The following is a 17605-nucleotide window of genomic DNA, read 5'->3' on the forward strand; positions in this document are numbered from 1 at the left end:
CGAGCACCGGATCGGCGAGTGGATCGGGCAGGTCGAAACCAACAGGGGCTGTGCGGACCCTGGCCCGCTTGACCATCACCACCAGGGGTGTCGAGGTGTCATGGCCGTCGACCGCCATCGCAGCACCGGGTGCTGCCACCACCAGCGAACCGGCGCGGGCAGCGACAAAACTCTCCTCGGTACCGGCCGGCGTCGACCCGTCGAAGAAGCGCAGCGCTTCGACCCGGCCAAGCTCGAGCTTGCGGCGGGCGAGCCCCAGACGCAACTTCTGCAAACTGTCGTCGCCATCGACAAGCAGCGCCTTGAGGCCCGCCGCATCGCTGTTCGAGCGTGTCGACAAAATGCCCGGATCGGCGCGGCCGGCAGCGTCGAAGGCCACCAGCTCGCATGGCTGGCCGCCTTCGAGATTGCGCACGCTCAGCTGGTCGCCTGGTTCGATGTCGATCAACACCGCACCCAAGCCCGGCACGTGGTAGCGCTCCATGCCGGGCAGCAAAAGCCCAGGCTGAAGGATCAGGCTCGGACGCGGAGGGCCGGCCGCAATTTCGGGATAGACTGAAATTGTCATCGCCACCTCGTCAAAATTTGCCTGTGTGTAAAGTTATTTCAGTCAGAAGAATACTCAATTTTGCCGCCGTCGCAAGGCTTCGTTTCATCGCGCTACCAGAAAATGAGGTGAGGTGATCATCCCGAAGGTCGCCTCCCGGCGATATCGGGGACCATTTGCCTGCCGTCCGCCGTGCGATTGTCCCGGCCCGTTCAACCGTGTTAGTGGACCAGATTCGATAAGTATTTCAAACTTGGACTGCGCTGCGGTAGGGTTCGTCCGCTGCCGCAGCCATGAGGCAGAGCTGACATGCAAGGTCGCGCAATGAAGGTTGAAACCGGCCAACTCACATCGCAAATCATCGCCTCCTATTCGGTGGGAGCGACGGTGCAGACCGTGCTCGACCGGCTGTTTGCCAAGATACAGTCGGAAGAATACCCGCTGGATACGCGCCTGCCTTCGGAACGGGCGCTGGCCTCGGAGATGGGAGTTGCCCGCAACACGGTGCGCGAAGCGCTGGATGTGCTGGAAGACCGCAAGGTCATCAAGCGGCGCCCCGGCAGCGGCAGCTTCGTCACCTACCGTTCGGAAGAGGTGCCGGAGCGAGCAGACAACTCGGTCGCGCTGGAAACCAGCCCGCTGGATCATCTTGTCGTGCGCGGCATCCTGGAACCTGAAATGGTCCGCCTCGCGGTCATCAACATGACCCCGCGCGAGGTCTGGGAACTCGAACAGCTGATGTCGAAGATCGAAAACGTGCACACCGACGTCGCCGCTTTCGTCAAATGCGAAGAGGAAATCTACCGCAAGATCGCCGAGGGAACGCACAACCCCTTGCTGGCATCCTGCTACAACCTGGCGATCGAGGCCTGCAGGGTGAGCTTCCGTACAACGCAGTTGCGCCGGCATCTGTCACCGAAGCGTATCCTCGAATACCAGCAGCGCTACAACGCGCTGTTCAACGCGATTGCCTCGCGCGACGTCGAGCGATCCGTCGAGTTCATCAAGCTGCACCTGGTCGAAGAGCAGAAGCTACTTCTGCAGGATTGATTCCGGCGTTCGCGCCTGCAGGGCGGTGCCATTGCCGCTCGCTCGCAGGCGCTGCTCCCACAGCTGCCCCAGGTCCGACATCTCCTGCTTGAGCAGGCCGCCATGGCGTTTGAGCCAGCGCGGAATCGAGCCGAAGGCGGCGATCTTCGCCTTGCCGGTTTTCAACGTCACCACCGGCCAATCTCCGACCAGCGCGTTGTCGATCCCGAACATGCTCTCGCCCCACCAATGCGCCGGACCAAACGCATGGGTGACGTGGCCAAGCTGCTTCATGGCCGCCAGCACGGATGCAGGATTGACACTGTTGGATTTCTCGACCGCCGCATGCCAGATGTCGAGGATGGCGACATATTCCCAGCTCACCGCCGTCCAGGTGCCGGGGAAACGGCTGTTGTACTCGTCAAAGAAGCCTTTCGGCTGGTTGAAGAAGAACGTCTTGTCGGTCAGCCTCTCGTCGTCGAAATCCGGAAACTGGAAAACGAAGCCTTCCATGAATTCGACCGAAGTCCGCGCAACGAGTTGGTCATAATAGTCGAGTGTGCAGGAAATGATCTGCCCCTTGAAGCCCTGCGCATGGGCATACTCGGTCATCGCATGGACCATGGGCGTATAGCTGGTGCACCAGCACAGGATATCAGGGTTTGAATCCAGCATCGGCTGGACGATTGCGGCAGCATCGGTCGTAGCAGGGTCGTACTGGATCTCTTTGGTGACACCCAGCTTGGCCGCCTTGAAGGCCGCGCGATAGGTTGCAAGCGACGGCAGGCCGAGCGCGTCGGTCTGGCTGCAGATCGCCACCGTTCGCAGTTCCGGCCGCGCCTGCGCCAGCCACTCCACCCCCGTCACGTTGAAGATCGGATGCAGCTCACTGGGCGCGATCAGGTATGGCGTATCAGGCGACAGGTCGCTCGGCAGCAGGGTCGAGGTCAGGACCTTGCGCTGGCTCAGATAGTCCCTGATCTCAGCCAACGTGTCTCCGCCCAGCGTCATCAGCAGCTTTACGTCATGCCGTTCGATCAGATGGCGCGCGCCTTCCGCTGCTCGCCCGGCATCGTAGCCGCAATCGAAATCGAGGATCTTGATCGGATAGCGGCGCCCGTTGATCAGCAGGCCGCCGGTCCTGTTCAGCCAGTCCTCCCAGATCCGGCAACCATGCAATCCGGGCAGGCCCCAGGATTCCACTTGACCGCTGAGCGGTGCCAGGAATCCAATGTTCACGGCGTCCGGCATGCCGACCGACAGCCGGGGCAGGACGCTGGAAACGGCTAGTCGATGGGCAAAGCTGGAATTCGGCATATCAGTGAGTACCACCAAAAACAGAGCGCTTCATCCCAACCTCGCGAAATTTTCCTTCCTCACAGGAAACACGTCGTTGACAAATTGGTATAATGGCAGGCAACATAACTGAACCAGAGGAACCAATAACGAAATTTGGTCTATACCAAAAGGAGGAAACCATGACAGCCAAGCGTGTCGCCGTGATCGGTGCCGGACCGTCGGGTCTGGCGCAGTTGAGGGCATTCCAGTCGGCCGCGGCGAAGGGCGCGGAAATCCCGGAAGTTGTCTGCTTCGAAAAGCAGGCCAACTGGGGTGGGCTGTGGAACTACACCTGGCGCACCGGCCTCGACCAGTATGGCGAGCCGGTACATGGTTCGATGTACCGCTATCTTTGGTCGAACGGCCCCAAGGAGGGCCTGGAGTTTGCCGACTATTCCTTCGAGGAGCACTTCGGCAAGCAGATCGCCTCCTACCCGCCGCGCGCGGTGCTGTTCGACTACATCGAGGGCCGTGTCAACAAGGCCGGCGTGCGCAAGTGGATCCGCTTCGAGACCGCCGTGCGCATGGTGACCTGGAACGAAGAGACCAAGAAGTTCACCGTCACCGTCCAGGACCTACCCAAGGATCACTGCTACTCCGAGGAATTCGACAACGTCATCGTTGCCTCTGGTCATTTCTCGACCCCGAACGTGCCAGAGTTCCCTGGCTTCGACCGCTTCAACGGCCGTATCCTGCACGCCCACGACTTCCGCGACGCACGCGAGTTCGCCGGCAAGGACATCCTGATCGTCGGCACCAGCTATTCGGCCGAGGACATCGGCTCGCAATGCTGGAAGTACGGCGCCAAGTCGATCACCAACTGCTACCGCACGGCACCGATGGGCTTCAAATGGCCCGACAACTGGGAAGAGCGGCCACTGCTGGAGAAGGTCGAGATCAACACCGCGACCTTCAAGGACGGATCGACCAAGCGCATCGACGCGATCATCCTGTGCACCGGCTACAAGCATCACTTCCCGTTCCTGCCCGACGACCTCAGGCTCAGGACCGCCAACCGGCTGGCGACAGCCGACCTCTACAAGGGCGTCGCTTATGTCCACAATCCGGCGATGTTTTATCTCGGCATGCAGGACCAGTGGTTCACCTTCAACATGTTCGACGCGCAGGCATGGTGGACGCGCGACGTCATTTTGGGCCGCATCAAGCTGCCTGACAGCAAGCAGGCGATGGTCGCCGACGTCGCGGACCGCGTCGTTCGCGAGGATGCCGGCAAGGACTCGCATGACGCGATCGAATATCAGGGCGAGTACGTCAAGGAGCTGATCGCAGAGACCGACTATCCGAGTTTCGACGTCGACGGCGCCAACGAAGCCTTCTTCGAGTGGAAGGAACACAAGAAGAAAGGCATCATGGAGTTTCGCAACCACTCCTACAAATCGGTCATCACTGGAACCATGGCACCGGCCCATCACACGCCCTGGAAGGACGCGCTCGACGACTCGCTGGAATCCTACCTCAGCACAGCTGAAGCGGCGGAGTAACGGCCGGCCCAACCGGGCCGCTCGACTTTCCTGACATGAAACGCCGCCCCGGCCGGGGCGGCATCGCTTTTGCGCGCCTTCACCGCTCTGGCACGACGATGAAGGTCGCGCGGGAGCGTGTCCGGCTGCGCGGTTTCAGATGTTGAAGCGAACACCATTGAGGGTAGGTCGTCCGGTCCAATTCGCTCGCCGCCTGACTTCACTTCGTCGACCGCTCAAGCCGCCCCGCCTCCATTTCATGGCGGCCGAGGAACCCTATTCCTGTGAGGGAGTACCCCCGGAGATTGGTGTCAAAGAGACGTGCGAGGCGCCGAGGCGGTGCCTCGACCTGGCGCGAACACGAATGGGCTCGCCCTCGAAAGGGCTGAGCCCATCCAGTTGAAGTCGATGGCTACTACGAACTGAAGCTCGGCCCGCGGTTCTTCTCGCTGGCATAAAGCGCCACCGCCATCGCCCGGTTGCGGACGTCGAGCTTGTCGTACAGATTCTTGAGGTGGTACTTGACCGTGTTTTCCGAAATTCCGGTACGCGCGGCGATCTGCAGGTTGGTCCAGCCATCGGCCAGCACCGACAGCAGCTCGCGCTCGCGCGCGGTCAGCCGTGATAGCGGCGTATCATTGATCTTGGACACATCCATGTAGGGAATGCAGATCCGGCCATGGGCGACCGCGACAAGCGTGTCGAACAGGATTGCCGGATCGTCGAACTGATAGCAGAAGCCTTGCACACCAAGGCGTACGCATTGCTTGAGGATCGAGATGTCGTGGTCGTTGGAGAAGATCACCACACGGGCATGAACGCCACGCCGTTGCATCTCGGCCAGCACCTCGCCGGAATCCATGTCCTGCAGCCGCCAGCCCAGCACCGCGATATCGAACAGGGGATCCGCCGCTGAAGCCGCATCGACAAAGGCTTTTCCGGTCTGCACGCTTTCGGCCAGCTCGAAGCGGCTGTCGCGCGAAAGCATGTCGCCAAGAGCTGCGATGACAAGCGGGTTGCGCTCGGCGATCAGAACCCTGAACCTGTTTTCCTTCGCCACCGGCATCACCTCAATCCCGATGCCATGGCGCTGACCCTTCCATTCGGCGTTCATGTTCCTCCCGCCTATGTTCGTGTACGCACCTCTTGCCGACGTCTCTTGCGCTGGGCCGATCCTCCTCCGGTCCTGCCCGAGATCGACCCCTTCAGTACAATTCATATCATGAATGATTTTTTCATTCCAGTGGATGCGGCATTTTTGCCGTCGAATGGACCGCCAAGCCGGCAAACGGCGCAAAACCGCCTTTCCTACCCGTCCGGGTAGGTCGCGGCTGTCCAGAGAGGGGCCTGAGCGTTGGCCATTTTTCCAACCGGGGTACGAGCGGTGAAGATTGGCCTTACGCTGCGACAAAATAGCTTGACGGCGCTTCGAATTCGGACAAACTTCACTTTGAGGAAAAAAAGAAGCCTAAGCGGAAACTGCCGCCGTGCCATGAAAACCGGAAAAGCCGGGGCTGGACGACGGGCATTCTCAATCAATGGGGAACTGAACCAATGAGCGCTGTTACGGACATCAGTCCGGCGGATACCGCCGGCCAGCTTCACAGGACAATCGATTGGCGAGGCGCCTTCTGGGTTGCCAGCGGCGTGCCGCCGCTTGTCTTGTTCTCCATCGGCGGCATCGCCGGCACTGCCGGCAACATCGCCTTCGCGATCTGGATCTTCTCCATGCTGATGGGGTTCATCCAGTCCTTCACCTATGCCGAAATCGCCGGCCTGTTCCCGAACAAGTCGGGCGGTGCTTCGGTCTATGGCGCGACCGCATGGCTGCGCTATTCCAAGTTCGTCGCGCCGCTGTCGGTGTGGTGCAACTGGTTCGCCTGGTCGCCGGTGCTGTCGCTCGGCTGTTCGATTGCCGCCGCCTACATCCTCAATGCGCTGGCGCCGATCCCGGGCTTCACCGAAACCTCGCCTGAGGTGCTGCAGTATCTGGCCGCCAATGTCGGCACCAGTGCCGCCGACGCCGTGACCGCGGTCACTGCTGCCGCGACCCCCGGCATCCGCACCTGGACGCTGTATAGCCATTCGCTCGGTCCGGTCGGCTTCTCGCTCAACGCCACCTTCTGGATCGGCGCCGTCCTGATGCTGATCACCTTCGCGATCCAGCATCGCGGCATTCTCGGCACGGCAAGCGTGCAGAAGGTCGTCGGCCTGCTGGTCATCGTGCCGCTGCTGATCGTCGGCATCGTGCCGATCATCACCGGCCAGATCAACTGGGACAACTACTCGCCCTTCGTGCCGCTGGCTGCCGCCTATGCACCGGAGCCGGGCGCGTGGAACGTCGCCGGCTGGACGCTCATCCTGGGCGGCATGTTCATCGCGGCATGGTCGACCTACGGCTTCGAAACCGCTGTCTGCTACACCCGCGAGTTCAAGAACCCGGCGACCGACACCTTCAAGGCGATCTTCTACTCCGGCCTGCTGTGCATGCTGCTGTTCATGATCGTGCCCTTCACCTTCCAGGGCGTGCTCGGCCTCAATGGCATGCTGGCAACCCCGATCGTCGACGGTTCCGGCGTTGCCGATGCACTGGCCGGCATGGTCGGCGGTGGCGGGCTGGTCAAGAGCCTGCTCGTCATGCTGATGATCCTCGCCTTGCTGCTCGCCATCATGACCGCCATGGCCGGATCGTCGCGCACGCTCTATCAGGGTTCGCTCGACGGCTGGCTGCCGCGCTACCTCAGCCACGTCAACGAGCATGGCGCCCCGACGCGTGCAATGTGGACCGACCTGATCGCCAACCTGTTCGTCCTGGCCATCGCCTCGACGGATGCGACGAGCTTCTTCTTCATCCTCGCCGTGTCGAACTGCGGTTACATCATCTTCAACTTCCTCAACCTCAACTCCGGCTGGATCCACCGCATGGACAACGGCCACATCAAGCGGCCGTGGCGCGCTCCGACCTGGCTGATCACGGTCGGCGCGCTGTTCGCCTACGTCAACGCCGTCTTCATGGGCGCCGGCGCCAAGGTGTGGAACCCGATGGCCCTGTGGGCCGGACTGTTCACCGCCGCCCTGATCATCCCGGTGTTCTGCTACCGCCACTACGTCCAGGATCGCGGCAAGTTCCCCGAGCACATGCTCGAGGATCTCGGCATGCAGCAGAGCGACCTGCGCGTGAAGAAGGCCGGCATCCTGCCTTACCTGACGCTCGTCGCCGGTCTCGCGGTGGTGCTGCTTTCCAACTGGTTCTTCGTGCTCTGACAGCAAGCATTTCTGACAATGGTCAAGGCCGGCGCAAGCCGGCCTTTTCCTTTGGCACCTGCATCAGCCCAGGTGCTTCACACGAGGAAAACGCGCTGGGCCAATATTTCTTTCTATGAAAGATTCTTGCATTAAGGTTGACTTTCACCCTCGTCTGCTGCTATAGATTCAGACGGGAAAATTCAGCGCAAAAAGCTGTCCGGATGGTGGAATCCGGGGCTGGAACCGATGGCTTATGCCATAGGATCGCACGCGCGCGCCTGGGAGGAATGGAATAGGATGACGACGGTAATCGATGGCAAGGCAGTTGCCGCCGATGTGGTGACAAAGGTCCGGATCGCAGCCGAAAAGCTGACCGCCGAGACCGGCATCGTTCCCGGCATCGCGGTGGTCATTGTTGGCCACGACCCGGCAAGCCAGGTCTATGTCGCCTCCAAGGGCAAGAAGGCCAAGGAATGCGGCTTCCATTCGGTCGAGCACGCACTGCCCTCCGACACCTCGGAAGCCGATCTCGTCGCGCTGGTGCAGAAGCTCAACGCCGATCCCAAGATCCACGGCATCCTCGTCCAGCTGCCCCTGCCCGACCATATCGACGCCGGCAAGATCATCCAGACGATCTCGGCCGACAAGGACGTCGACGGCTTCCATTTCACCAATGTCGGCAAGCTCGGCACCGGCGAACTCGACACCGCCTTCGTGCCCTGCACGCCGGCCGGCTCGATGCTGTTGATCGAGCGCGCACTTGGCCGTGACCTTTCGGGCCTCAACGCAGTTGTGGTCGGCCGTTCCAACATCGTCGGCAAGCCGATGGCCAATCTGCTGCTCAATGCCAACGCCACCGTCACCGTCGCCCACAGCCGCACCAAGGACCTGCCGGCGCTGTGCCGCAGCGCCGACATCCTTGTCGCCGCCGTCGGGCGTCCTGAGATGATCAAGGGCGACTGGGTCAAGCCGGGCGCCACCGTCATCGACGTCGGCATCAACCGGCTCGAGGCCGGCGCCAATGGCAAGTCGAAGCTCGTCGGCGACGTCGACTACGACAGTGCTGCCGAACAGGCCGGCGCCATCACGCCCGTGCCGGGCGGCGTCGGGCCGATGACGATTGCACTTCTGATGGCCAATACGGTCGTCTCCGCCTGCCGTACGGCAGGCCAGTCAGCACCTCGTTTTTAAATCTGGGAGCCTGAGGGCTCCGCGGAAATCGAACCAAACTCAAGGGAAGAGAGTCATGGCCGAATTCAAGACCGACATCGAGATCGCGCGTGCGGCGAAGAAGAAGCAGATCCAGGAGGTCGGCGCCAAGATCGGCATCCCGTCCGAGCATCTTTTGCCTTATGGCCACGACAAGGCGAAGATCTCGGCCGAGTTCATCGCCAATGCACGCAAGAACAAGGACGGCAAGCTGATCCTGGTCACCGCGATCAATCCGACGCCAGCAGGAGAAGGCAAGACCACGACGACGGTGGGCCTTGGCGACGGCTTGAACCGCATCGGCAAGAAGGCGATCGTGTGTATCCGTGAGGCGTCGCTCGGACCCAACTTCGGCGTCAAGGGCGGTGCTGCCGGTGGCGGTTATGCCCAGGTCGTGCCGATGGAGGATATGAACCTCCACTTCACCGGCGACTTCCACGCCATCACCACCGCGCATAACCTTTTGTCGGCGCTGATCGACAACCACATCTACTGGGGCAACGAGCTCGGCATCGACACCCGCCGCGTCGTGTGGCGCCGGGTGATGGACATGAACGACCGGGCGCTGCGCGAGATCAACTGCTCGCTCGGCGGCGTTGCCAACGGTTTTCCGCGTGAAGCCGGCTTCGACATCACCGTTGCCTCCGAAGTCATGGCGATCCTGTGCCTGGCGACCGACCTCAAGGATCTCGAAAAGCGTTTGGGCGACATCATCGTTGCCTATCGCCGCGACAAGACGGCGGTCTATGCCCGCGACCTCAAGGCCGACGGCGCAATGGCGGTGCTCTTGAAGGATGCGGTCCAGCCCAACCTGGTGCAGACGCTGGAAAACAACCCGGCCTTCGTCCATGGCGGCCCGTTCGCCAACATCGCCCATGGCTGCAACTCGGTGGTCGCCACCACCACAGCCCTCAAGCTCGCCGACTATGTCGTCACCGAAGCCGGCTTCGGCGCTGACCTTGGTGCGGAAAAGTTCTTCGACATCAAGTGCCGCAAGGCGGGCCTCAAGCCGGCAGCTGCGGTCATCGTCGCCACCGTGCGCGCCATGAAGATGAATGGCGGCATCAAGAAAGAAGAGCTCGGCAAGGAAAATGTCGATGCGGTGAAGAAGGGCTGCGCCAACCTTGGCCGTCACATCGAGAATGTGAAGCAGTTCGGCGTGCCGGTCGTGGTGGCGATGAACCACTTCGTTTCCGACACCGATGCCGAGATCGCGGCGATGAAGGACTATGTCGCTTCGATGGGTGCCGAAGCGATCCTGTGCAAGCACTGGGCCAAGGGTTCGGCCGGTATCGAGGAGCTCGCCCACAAGGTGGTGCAGCTCGCTGAATCGGGTGCCTCGCAGTTCTCGCCGCTCTATCCCGACGAGATGAAGCTGTTCGACAAGATCGACACCATCGTCAAGCGCATCTATCGCGGCTCGGAGGCGATCGCCGACAAGTCGGTGCGCGACCAGCTGCATGCCTGGGAAGCCGCCGGCTATGGTCACCTGCCGGTGTGCATGGCCAAGACGCAATACTCGTTCTCGACCGACCCGAACCTGCGCGGCGCGCCTGTCGACCATGTCGTGCCGGTGCGTGAGGTCCGCCTTGCAGCCGGTGCCGGCTTCATCGTCGCCATCTGCGGTGAGATCATGACCATGCCCGGCCTGCCCAAGGCACCGTCATCGGAAAAGATCTTCCTCAACGAACAGGGCCAGATCGAAGGACTGTTCTGAGGAAAAACCTCTCTCCCAAGGCGCTCCAATCCACCCCTCCTGTCCCCCAGGCCCGGAGCGCCCTTTCAAGGCCTGGCACTTCATGTGCCAGGCCTTTTTTTACCCACTTCCGGGCCATCTCCGGACGGCACGGCCAGCCTGTGCCTGGCGCTTCGGCGCTAGGCAAAATGTTGCCTAGCAGTAAAAATTCTTGCACTTGGATATTGCCCTAGAGGCAAATTTGGGTTCAAATGTCCCCAACAATGCCCGCCTCAAGGCAAGGCCAAAGGCGGGGAACAATATGGAGGAGTACCGGAAATGACAGCTTCATGGCGTTTTTCGACGTTGGGTGATCGCCACCGCGCGCTGGGTTCCAAACTGGAAGACTGGAGCGGCATGGGCACGGCCTGGTCTTATGACAAGGACGCCGACGAGGAGTATGTGGCGATCCGCACCAAGGCCGGCCTGATGGACGTCTCGGGCCTCAAGAAGGTCCACATAACAGGCGCGCACGCCTCGCACCTGCTCGACCTGTGCACCACCCGCGACGTCGAGAAGATCTATCCGGGCAAGTCGGTCTATGCCTGCATGCTCAACGATGCCGGCAAGTTCACCGACGACTGCGTGATCTACCGCATCTCGACCAATTCGTGGATGGTCGTGCACGGCTCGGGATCGGGCCATGAAGAACTGAGCCGCGCCTCGATCGGCCGCGACGTTTCGGTACGCTTCGACGACAACCTGCACGACCTGTCGCTGCAGGGCCCACTCGCCGTCGACTACCTCGCCAAGCACGTGCCCGGCATCCGCGACCTCAACTATTTCCACCACATGCAGACCCAGCTGTTCGGCCTGCCGGTGATGATCTCGCGCACCGGCTATACCGGCGAGCGCGGCTACGAAATCTTCTGCCGCGGCCAAGACGCCGGCAATATCTGGGACACCATCGTCGAGGAAGGCAAGTCGATGGGCATCATCCCAACACGCTTCACCACGCTCGACATGCTGCGCGTCGAGAGCTACCTTCTGTTTTACCCGTACGACAACTCGCAGAAGTACCCGTTCGCGAACGAAGGCCCTGGCGACACGTTGTGGGAACTCGGTCTCGACTTCACCGTCAGCCCCGGCAAGACCGGCTTCCGCGGCGCCGAAGAGCACTACCGCCTCAAGGGCAAGGAACGCTTCAAGATCTTCGGCGTGCTGCTCGACAGCGACAAGCCAGCTGACGAAGGCGCCGAGATCTATCGCGACGGCAAGAAGGTCGGTGTCGTGACCTGCGCGATGTATTCACCGCTGGTCAAGAAGTCGATGGGCATCGCCCGCCTCGACGTCGACTGCGCCATCGTAGGTACGCCGCTGGAAATCCGCAACACCAGCGGTACGGTCAAGGCAACGGCGCAGTCGCTGCCGTTCGACGACCCGAAGAAGCTGAAGCGGACGGCAAAGGGCTGAGACCTTGGACAGTGCACCGGTGAAGACGATCCTCAGTCGCCCGGTCTACGGAACATTGTCACCGCAGGCCGGCAAGAGCCACCTTCTGATCGCGGACGCCGAAGGGGCGTCCGCGATCCTGGACCTGGCGAAGAAGGCTCCAGAGGACTTCTTCGCCAACGCACATATCATGTTCATCCCGGGCCGGACCGGAGACAGCTTCCAGGCATCCCTGAAGGCGTTGAAGCCGGCCCAGTATTATGAAGGCCCCTCGGTCGCGGCAGCCATGCCGCGCCTGACCTGGACACTCGCCAACGCCCATATGGGCCTGCGCATGTATCTCGCAGGAACCGAAGGCCTGATCGGCCAGATGATGCAGGCAGCGATCGAAGCCGGCGTCGACCCCGCCTCGATCCAGACCGAGCATCGCGGTTCGTGGGCACGCCGCATCCAGTGCGTGCACTGCAAGGGCATTACCGAGAACGTCACCACCCAGCCGGCGACCTGTTCGCATTGCGGTCTGCTGCTTCTTGTCCGCGACCACTATTCCAAGCGCCTGGCCGCCTTCCAGGGCGTCTGCATCAATGCCGAGGATCCGACCGAGGTCCCTCAGAAAGAGGAGATTTTCCGGTGAGCGCGGGAACAAACAAGCTGAACGTCACCGTGACCGAAGTGGTCGCGGTCAACGAACTGGTCAAGCGTTTCCACTTCGAGCGTACCGACGGCGGCAACCTGCCGACCTTTTCAGGCGGCGCCCATGTCGTCGTCGAGATGCGCGACGGCGACACCACCAGACTCAACCCCTACTCGCTGATGAGCTCGCCGCTTGCCACGCGCGACTACACGATTTCGGTGCGCCGCGACGACGTTGGCCGTGGCGGTTCGCTGTTCATGCACAACCGTGTCAAGCGCGGCATGGAAATGGTCATCAGCTATCCGGTGAACCTGTTTTCGCTCGACCTGCGCGCCAAAAAGCACCTGATGGTCGCCGGAGGCATCGGCATCACGCCGTTCCTCGCCCAGACCGCCCAGCTCGCCTCGTCGGGCGGCAATTTCGAACTGCACTACACTTGCCGTTCGGAATCACTCGGCAGCTACACCGAGGTGCTGCGCGAACGCTACGGCAACAGGGTCAACCTCTACTACGACGAGCACAACGAGCGCATCCCGCTCGACCGTCTGCTCGCCACGCAGCCGCTGGGCACGCACATCTATGTCTGCGGCCCCGCCGGCATGATCAAATGGGTGCGCGACACCGCCGCCGCCCATGGCTGGCCGGACGACTCGGTGCACTACGAGCATTTCGCGGCACCGCAGCCAGGCACGCCATTCGACGTCAGGCTGGCGGTCAGCGGCCTGGAAATCCACGTCGGCGAACAGCAGAGCCTGCTCGAGGCGATCGAGGCGGCCGGCGTCGACCCGCCCTATCTCTGCCGCGGCGGCGTCTGCGGCCAGTGCGAGACCAACGTCATTTCCTATGACGGCACGTTCAAGCACAACGACCACTGGCTGAGCGATGAGGAGCACTGCTCGGGCAAGAAGATCATGCCATGCGTTTCGCGCTTCGAGGGCCGCTCGCTGGTCCTGGAACGGTAGAACATCCCGGGGCGCGTTCAACGCTTCGGAAGAGGGAGGAATTGATGGGAATTAACTTCAGGAAAGAAACGTTCCGCGACGATTTTACCTTCAGGAACAGTCCGGAAAACATCCGGCGGTTTCCCTTCCCCTATCACGAAGATGCCTACATGTACTCGGTCAACATCGAGCCGCATGTGCCGGGACCGAAGAACAGCGTGTTCGAGCATCTGGTCGACGTCGACGAGCACTATGTTTCCGAAATGCAGGACCGCGCCATGGTGCTGGCGGAGGATCCGCTGCGCTGCCAGTCGCTGCCGCACATGACGCTTGCCGGCTGGGACCTGCTCGAACTGTTGATGACGGAGAAGGCCGCGAGCTATCCTGAGCATTTCAGCCTGACCCGCGAGGGTGACCGCTGGCACTGGATCAACCGGCCGCTCGGCATCGACGACACCTTCACCTTCGGTGACGTCTCCACCTTGCCCTACGGTCCGATGGAGTACATCACCCGCCAGAGCCAGGGCGACTTCGCCATCCTCGACCAGCGCGACAACAATCTCTGGATGGACGCCGGCATGATCACCACGCAGGCCGACTGGTCGCTCGACTTCGACATCGGCATGAACTTCTTCGAATGGCACGCACCCGTGCCGCTGGCGCATGAAATGGGCGTCTTCACCCGTGCCCTGAAGTACCTGACCAACATCCAGCAGGGCAAACCGGCGCGGCGCCTGAACTGGACGATGACGATCAATCCGCGCCTCGATACCAGCCCCGAGAACTTCCACAAATGGGGCGGCGACCGCCTGACGGTGACGCCTGAAAATGTCGGCCAGAAGGTTCACCTACGCGTCGAACTGCAAAGCTTCTGGCGGCTGCCGCGCTCCAACGCGCTGGTCTTTCCGATCCGCTGCTACCTGCTCAAGATGGACGAGTTGGTGACGGTACCGAAATGGGCACGCCGCTTCCACCGCGTGCTGCGCGACCTGCCGGTCGAACTCGCCGAATACAAGGGCCTGACCCGCTATCGCCAGACCACCGTCGAGTGGCTGTCGAAACATGACGACGGCGCCCCGACCTCGCCGGGCTTCAGCCCGGACTAGGACGGCAGGCCTCGAAGGGGCTGAGCCCCGGCCAACGAAATAGGAGGCGATGATATCGCCTCCTATTTCGTTTTCGTGCTGCCAGCCGCGAACCGCGTGAACTCCGGGACGCGCTGCCTGGCTGAGGATCAGCGGCCGCCCGTTGTGACTAGGCGCTCTACCGCCATCGCCAGCGAAATCGTGCCGCGCCGCTGTTCACTGTCGCCCTGGCGCACGAACAGGCCGTTGGCGATCCCTTCGAACATGCCGAGAAGCGCGCGCGCCACCTCGTGGGGCACACCTTCCCCGGCAAGTATCGCAGCGCGCTGTTCCGGCGGGACCAGCATCGACTTGACCGGATGCCCGAGAACATCCGCGAAGGCCGAAGCCACATCACCGGCGCTCCAGTCTTCCGGTCCGCTGAGCTCCACGACCCGCTTGCCGGTCCATTCCTCGCAGAGCAGGGCTGCCACCGTGCGCCCGACATCGATCGTGCTCACCATCGGGATTTTTTGGGAGGGTTCGAGAAAGGTTGGCAGCACGCTTTCCGACATGACGGTTTCCGCCACTTCGCCCCAGGTCTCGACAAAATAGCCCGACCGCAGGAAGGCGGTCGCCGGTGCTGCCCCGTCAAGCAGAGCCTCGAACCGATTGAGGGTAGCGATGACGCCGGTGCCGGAGGCGTGCTGCGCTCCGATGGAAGACAGGACAACTATCTTAGGCAGACGCGCCCGCCGCACTGCATCGGCCAGTGCCGCGCCAAGTTCTTCGGTCCGCGCAAAGGGGTCGCCGCTCGCTGGCGGCGGATTGAGCAGGAACGCGGCCTGCGCGCCCTTCAGCGCATCGGCCATGGCGTCGGCGTCGTCGATATCAGCGACAGCCACCTCCGCACCGAAGGCTGTCCATTTTTCACCCTGCTCCTTGCGGCGCAGGACGACACGAACGGCCTCGCCGCGTTCGATCAGGGCGCGCGCTACCTCGCCGCCGGCCCGTCCGTTTGCTCCAAGCACAACATACATGATTGCCACTCCGTCAGATCTCTCGATGAAGGAATGGATATGCGCAGGCTTTCCATGCGTCCAATGCATGTCGTATATACCTAGCATGCGCGAAGTGGATTTACGCCGGATCGACCTCAACCTGCTGGTGGCGCTCGAAGCGCTGCTGGACGAGAAGAGCGTCACACGGGCCGCACAGCGGCTCGGCATGAGCCAGCCGGCAGCGAGCCGGGCGCTCGGGCGTTTGCGCGCGCTGTTTTCGGACGCGCTGCTGGTCGACGGACCCGGCGGCTATGTCCTCAGCGCCCGTGCCGAAGAGGTGCGCCCTGCCCTCCGCAAAATACTGGCCGGCGTCGGCGAAATGCTGGAAGGCAATACGTTCGAGCCCGCGACGGCGACGGGTCGGATCCGGCTTCTCATACCCGATCTCCAGGCCGCAGCGCTCGTGCCGCATCTGCTCGCCCGCTTCGCCCAGGAGGCACCGTCCCTCGATCTCGATATCGTCGCGCCTGATCCCAACAGGTTCGACATGCTGGAGCACGGCAGCGCGGATGCGATGGTGGCGCTGATCGACGATGCGCCGGCCGGCATCCACCGACGTCGCCTCTATGACGAAGAACTGGTGACGCTCATGCGGGCACATCACCCAGCGCTCAGCGAAAAACTCACTCTCGACCGCTTTCTGGCGCTCGAACATATCGTGGTCAGCGTCACCGGCGTCGGACCGGCACCTGTCGATGAAGCACTCGCGCTGATGGGACGAACGCGGCGGGTGAAGCTGCGCGTGCCGAATTTCTTCGCGGCGGTCGAGATCGCCGCTCGCTCCGACCTCATCATGACCCTGCCGTCGAGCCTGGCGCGAGCGGCCGCCAACATGAGGCGTTTCGTATCGTTGCCGCCGCCACTCGATCTCCGGATTTTCACGATGAGCCTTGCCTGGCATGCGCGCCAGCAAGACGCGCCCAGGCACGTATGGTTGAGACGGACCATTGTCGCGGCGGCAATGGATATGTCATCAGCAATTAAAGCTGAAGGCTGAGGCTGCAAAACGCCTCAAACCGGCTCCGCGGTCATCGAGGATGCGCTAGTCGCCCGAACTGCCTTGCGGGTAGGAGATGATCGACAGGTACTTGATCGGCAAGGTGGTCAGCTCTTCCGGGCCGTGCGGTGCGTCGGCGTCGAAGAACAGGCTGTCGCCGGGAGTCATGCGGTAGAGATTGCTGCCGTGGCGGTAAACGACCTCGCCTTCCAGCATATAGAGGAACTCCATGCCCTCGTGCTGGAACATCGGAAACACATCCGAATCCCCCGACAGCGTGATCAGATAGGGTTCGACCACGACGCCCGCGGTGTTGGAGCCGATATGGCCGAGCAGATTGTACTGATGCCCGGCGCGGGTGCCGCGGCGCTCGACGTCGACACCCTCGCCCGACTTGACGAAGACGGCGCTGCGTTCCTCCTCGAAGCGGCGGAAGAACGCCGTCAGCGGTACGCCGAGCGCGCGCGACAGGGCCTGCAGGGTCGTCAGCGACGGCGAGGTGATGCCGTTCTCGATCTTGGACAGCATGCCGAGCGAGATGTTGGTCATGGCAGCAAGGTCGGCGACGGTGATGCCGAGTTTCTTGCGGAAGGCGCGAACCTCGTGGCCAAGCGCCACTTCCAGCACCTTTTCCGGGGTGTCGCGGATGGCGTGCGGATCCTGGTGCAGCGGTACCGGAGGAGCCTTTGTCGGTACCGGGGCGGGTGCCTTCTTGCCGTCGGCAGTCATCACGGCTGACAAACGGTCATCTTTCACGCAGCTATCCCTCGTTGAAAAGCTCACAAAATAGTCAGTTCACCCATGGTAAAATTTCTTTACAAAAGATTCAAGGGCCGCCGATCAAACTGCGGGCAAAATGCATAGCGAATGGGCAGGCCGCCGCAAAAGCCGTTCCACGGCAAAGCCTTGTAACCGCCCCCAAGACGCCGGC

14 protein-coding genes and 1 pseudogene are annotated in these 17605 nt (G+C 62.1%); 10 read left to right on the forward strand and 5 right to left on the reverse strand.

What is annotated here, in order from left to right:
• A pseudogene (locus IHE39_RS14265) lies at positions 1-568 on the reverse strand (aminomethyltransferase); the annotation flags it as partial.
• A 303-nt stretch (positions 569-871) separates the two neighbouring features.
• Between IHE39_RS14265 and IHE39_RS14270 the strand changes: the two are divergent.
• Positions 872-1597 (forward strand): FadR/GntR family transcriptional regulator, encoded by a 726-nt coding sequence (locus IHE39_RS14270; RefSeq protein WP_192566942.1) that lies wholly within the window; start codon positions 872-874, stop codon positions 1595-1597.
• Here the strand turns inward: IHE39_RS14270 and IHE39_RS14275 are convergent.
• Positions 1580-2815 (reverse strand): ABC transporter substrate-binding protein, encoded by a 1236-nt coding sequence (locus IHE39_RS14275; RefSeq protein WP_343070089.1) that lies wholly within the window; start codon positions 2813-2815, stop codon positions 1580-1582. The two genes, IHE39_RS14270 and IHE39_RS14275, sit on opposite strands and share 18 nt — an antisense overlap.
• A gap of 239 nt (positions 2816-3054) precedes the next feature.
• Between IHE39_RS14275 and IHE39_RS14280 the strand changes: the two genes are divergently transcribed.
• Positions 3055-4416 carry a trimethylamine monooxygenase gene (locus IHE39_RS14280; protein WP_192566944.1) on the forward strand — a complete coding sequence of 454 codons (1362 nt, stop codon included), beginning with the start codon at positions 3055-3057 and terminating at the stop codon, positions 4414-4416.
• A 394-nt stretch (positions 4417-4810) separates the two neighbouring features.
• Here IHE39_RS14280 and IHE39_RS14285 read toward each other — a convergent pair whose 3' ends face one another.
• Complete coding sequence (locus IHE39_RS14285) at positions 4811-5461, reverse strand: response regulator transcription factor (protein ID WP_184771496.1); 651 nt, start codon at positions 5459-5461, stop codon at positions 4811-4813.
• Between the two features lie 488 nt (positions 5462-5949).
• Here IHE39_RS14285 and IHE39_RS14290 point away from each other — a divergent pair, with 488 nt between their 5' ends.
• The 7 genes from IHE39_RS14290 (at position 5950) to IHE39_RS14320 (ending at position 14658) form a co-directional block, all read left to right on the forward strand.
• Positions 5950-7659 carry a trimethylamine N-oxide permease gene (locus IHE39_RS14290; RefSeq protein ID WP_192566945.1) on the forward strand — a complete coding sequence of 570 codons (1710 nt, stop codon included), beginning with the start codon at positions 5950-5952 and terminating at the stop codon, positions 7657-7659.
• Positions 7660-7938: 279 nt separating this feature from the next.
• Positions 7939-8832 carry a bifunctional methylenetetrahydrofolate dehydrogenase/methenyltetrahydrofolate cyclohydrolase FolD gene (folD, locus tag IHE39_RS14295; RefSeq protein WP_192566946.1) on the forward strand — a complete coding sequence of 298 codons (894 nt, stop codon included), beginning with the start codon at positions 7939-7941 and terminating at the stop codon, positions 8830-8832.
• Positions 8833-8887: 55 nt separating this feature from the next.
• Positions 8888-10567, forward strand: coding sequence for a formate--tetrahydrofolate ligase (locus IHE39_RS14300; protein WP_192566947.1), 1680 nt, complete (start codon positions 8888-8890; stop codon positions 10565-10567).
• Between the two features lie 297 nt (positions 10568-10864).
• Complete coding sequence (locus IHE39_RS14305; protein ID WP_192566948.1) at positions 10865-11998, forward strand: aminomethyl transferase family protein; 1134 nt, start codon at positions 10865-10867, stop codon at positions 11996-11998.
• 19 nt (positions 11999-12017) lie between these two features.
• Positions 12018-12611 (forward strand): dimethylamine monooxygenase subunit DmmA family protein, encoded by a 594-nt coding sequence (locus tag IHE39_RS14310; RefSeq protein ID WP_343070090.1) that lies wholly within the window; start codon positions 12018-12020, stop codon positions 12609-12611.
• Positions 12608-13573, forward strand: a complete 966-nt coding sequence (locus IHE39_RS14315; protein ID WP_192566950.1) for a 2Fe-2S iron-sulfur cluster-binding protein — start codon at positions 12608-12610, stop codon at positions 13571-13573. Before IHE39_RS14310 ends, IHE39_RS14315 begins: the two co-directional genes overlap by 4 nt.
• A 44-nt stretch (positions 13574-13617) precedes the next feature.
• The gene (locus tag IHE39_RS14320; protein ID WP_184771798.1) at positions 13618-14658 is read left to right on the forward strand and encodes a heme-dependent oxidative N-demethylase family protein; all 1041 of its coding nucleotides are present in this window, start codon (positions 13618-13620) and stop codon (positions 14656-14658) included.
• 128 nt (positions 14659-14786) lie between these two features.
• Here IHE39_RS14320 and IHE39_RS14325 read toward each other — a convergent pair whose 3' ends face one another.
• Complete coding sequence (locus IHE39_RS14325) at positions 14787-15656, reverse strand: NmrA family NAD(P)-binding protein (RefSeq protein ID WP_192566951.1); 870 nt, start codon at positions 15654-15656, stop codon at positions 14787-14789.
• Positions 15657-15741: 85 nt separating this feature from the next.
• Between IHE39_RS14325 and IHE39_RS14330 the strand changes: the two genes are divergently transcribed.
• Positions 15742-16674 carry a LysR family transcriptional regulator gene (locus IHE39_RS14330; protein WP_192566952.1) on the forward strand — a complete coding sequence of 311 codons (933 nt, stop codon included), beginning with the start codon at positions 15742-15744 and terminating at the stop codon, positions 16672-16674.
• A 45-nt stretch (positions 16675-16719) separates the two neighbouring features.
• On the opposite strand, the gene IHE39_RS14335 is transcribed toward IHE39_RS14330, so the two are convergent.
• Positions 16720-17403: a helix-turn-helix domain-containing protein gene (locus tag IHE39_RS14335; RefSeq protein ID WP_184772065.1), complete on the reverse strand. Its 684-nt coding sequence runs from the start codon at positions 17401-17403 to the stop codon at positions 16720-16722.
• Positions 17404-17605 lie beyond the last annotated feature (202 nt).

The sequence above is a fragment of the Aminobacter carboxidus genome, from assembly GCF_014863355.1.
Taxonomy (GTDB): Bacteria; Pseudomonadota; Alphaproteobacteria; order Rhizobiales; family Rhizobiaceae; genus Aminobacter; species Aminobacter carboxidus.

Excerpts from the sequence above, each read along its gene's own strand:
- IHE39_RS14270 (WP_192566942.1), top strand. The coding sequence starts at position 872 with ATGAAGGTTGAAACCGGCCAACTCACATCGCAAATCATCGCCTCCTAT.
- IHE39_RS14280 (WP_192566944.1), top strand. The coding sequence starts at position 3,055 with ATGACAGCCAAGCGTGTCGCCGTGATCGGTGCCGGACCGTCGGGTCTG.
- IHE39_RS14285 (WP_184771496.1), bottom strand. The coding sequence starts at position 5,461 with ATGCCGGTGGCGAAGGAAAACAGGTTCAGGGTTCTGATCGCCGAGCGC.
- IHE39_RS14290 (WP_192566945.1), top strand. The coding sequence starts at position 5,950 with ATGAGCGCTGTTACGGACATCAGTCCGGCGGATACCGCCGGCCAGCTT.
- folD (WP_192566946.1), top strand. The coding sequence starts at position 7,939 with ATGACGACGGTAATCGATGGCAAGGCAGTTGCCGCCGATGTGGTGACA.
- IHE39_RS14300 (WP_192566947.1), top strand. The coding sequence starts at position 8,888 with ATGGCCGAATTCAAGACCGACATCGAGATCGCGCGTGCGGCGAAGAAG.
- IHE39_RS14305 (WP_192566948.1), top strand. The coding sequence starts at position 10,865 with ATGACAGCTTCATGGCGTTTTTCGACGTTGGGTGATCGCCACCGCGCG.
- IHE39_RS14320 (WP_184771798.1), top strand. The coding sequence starts at position 13,618 with ATGGGAATTAACTTCAGGAAAGAAACGTTCCGCGACGATTTTACCTTC.
- IHE39_RS14325 (WP_192566951.1), bottom strand. The coding sequence starts at position 15,656 with ATGTATGTTGTGCTTGGAGCAAACGGACGGGCCGGCGGCGAGGTAGCG.
- IHE39_RS14330 (WP_192566952.1), top strand. The coding sequence starts at position 15,742 with ATGCGCGAAGTGGATTTACGCCGGATCGACCTCAACCTGCTGGTGGCG.
- IHE39_RS14335 (WP_184772065.1), bottom strand. The coding sequence starts at position 17,403 with ATGACTGCCGACGGCAAGAAGGCACCCGCCCCGGTACCGACAAAGGCT.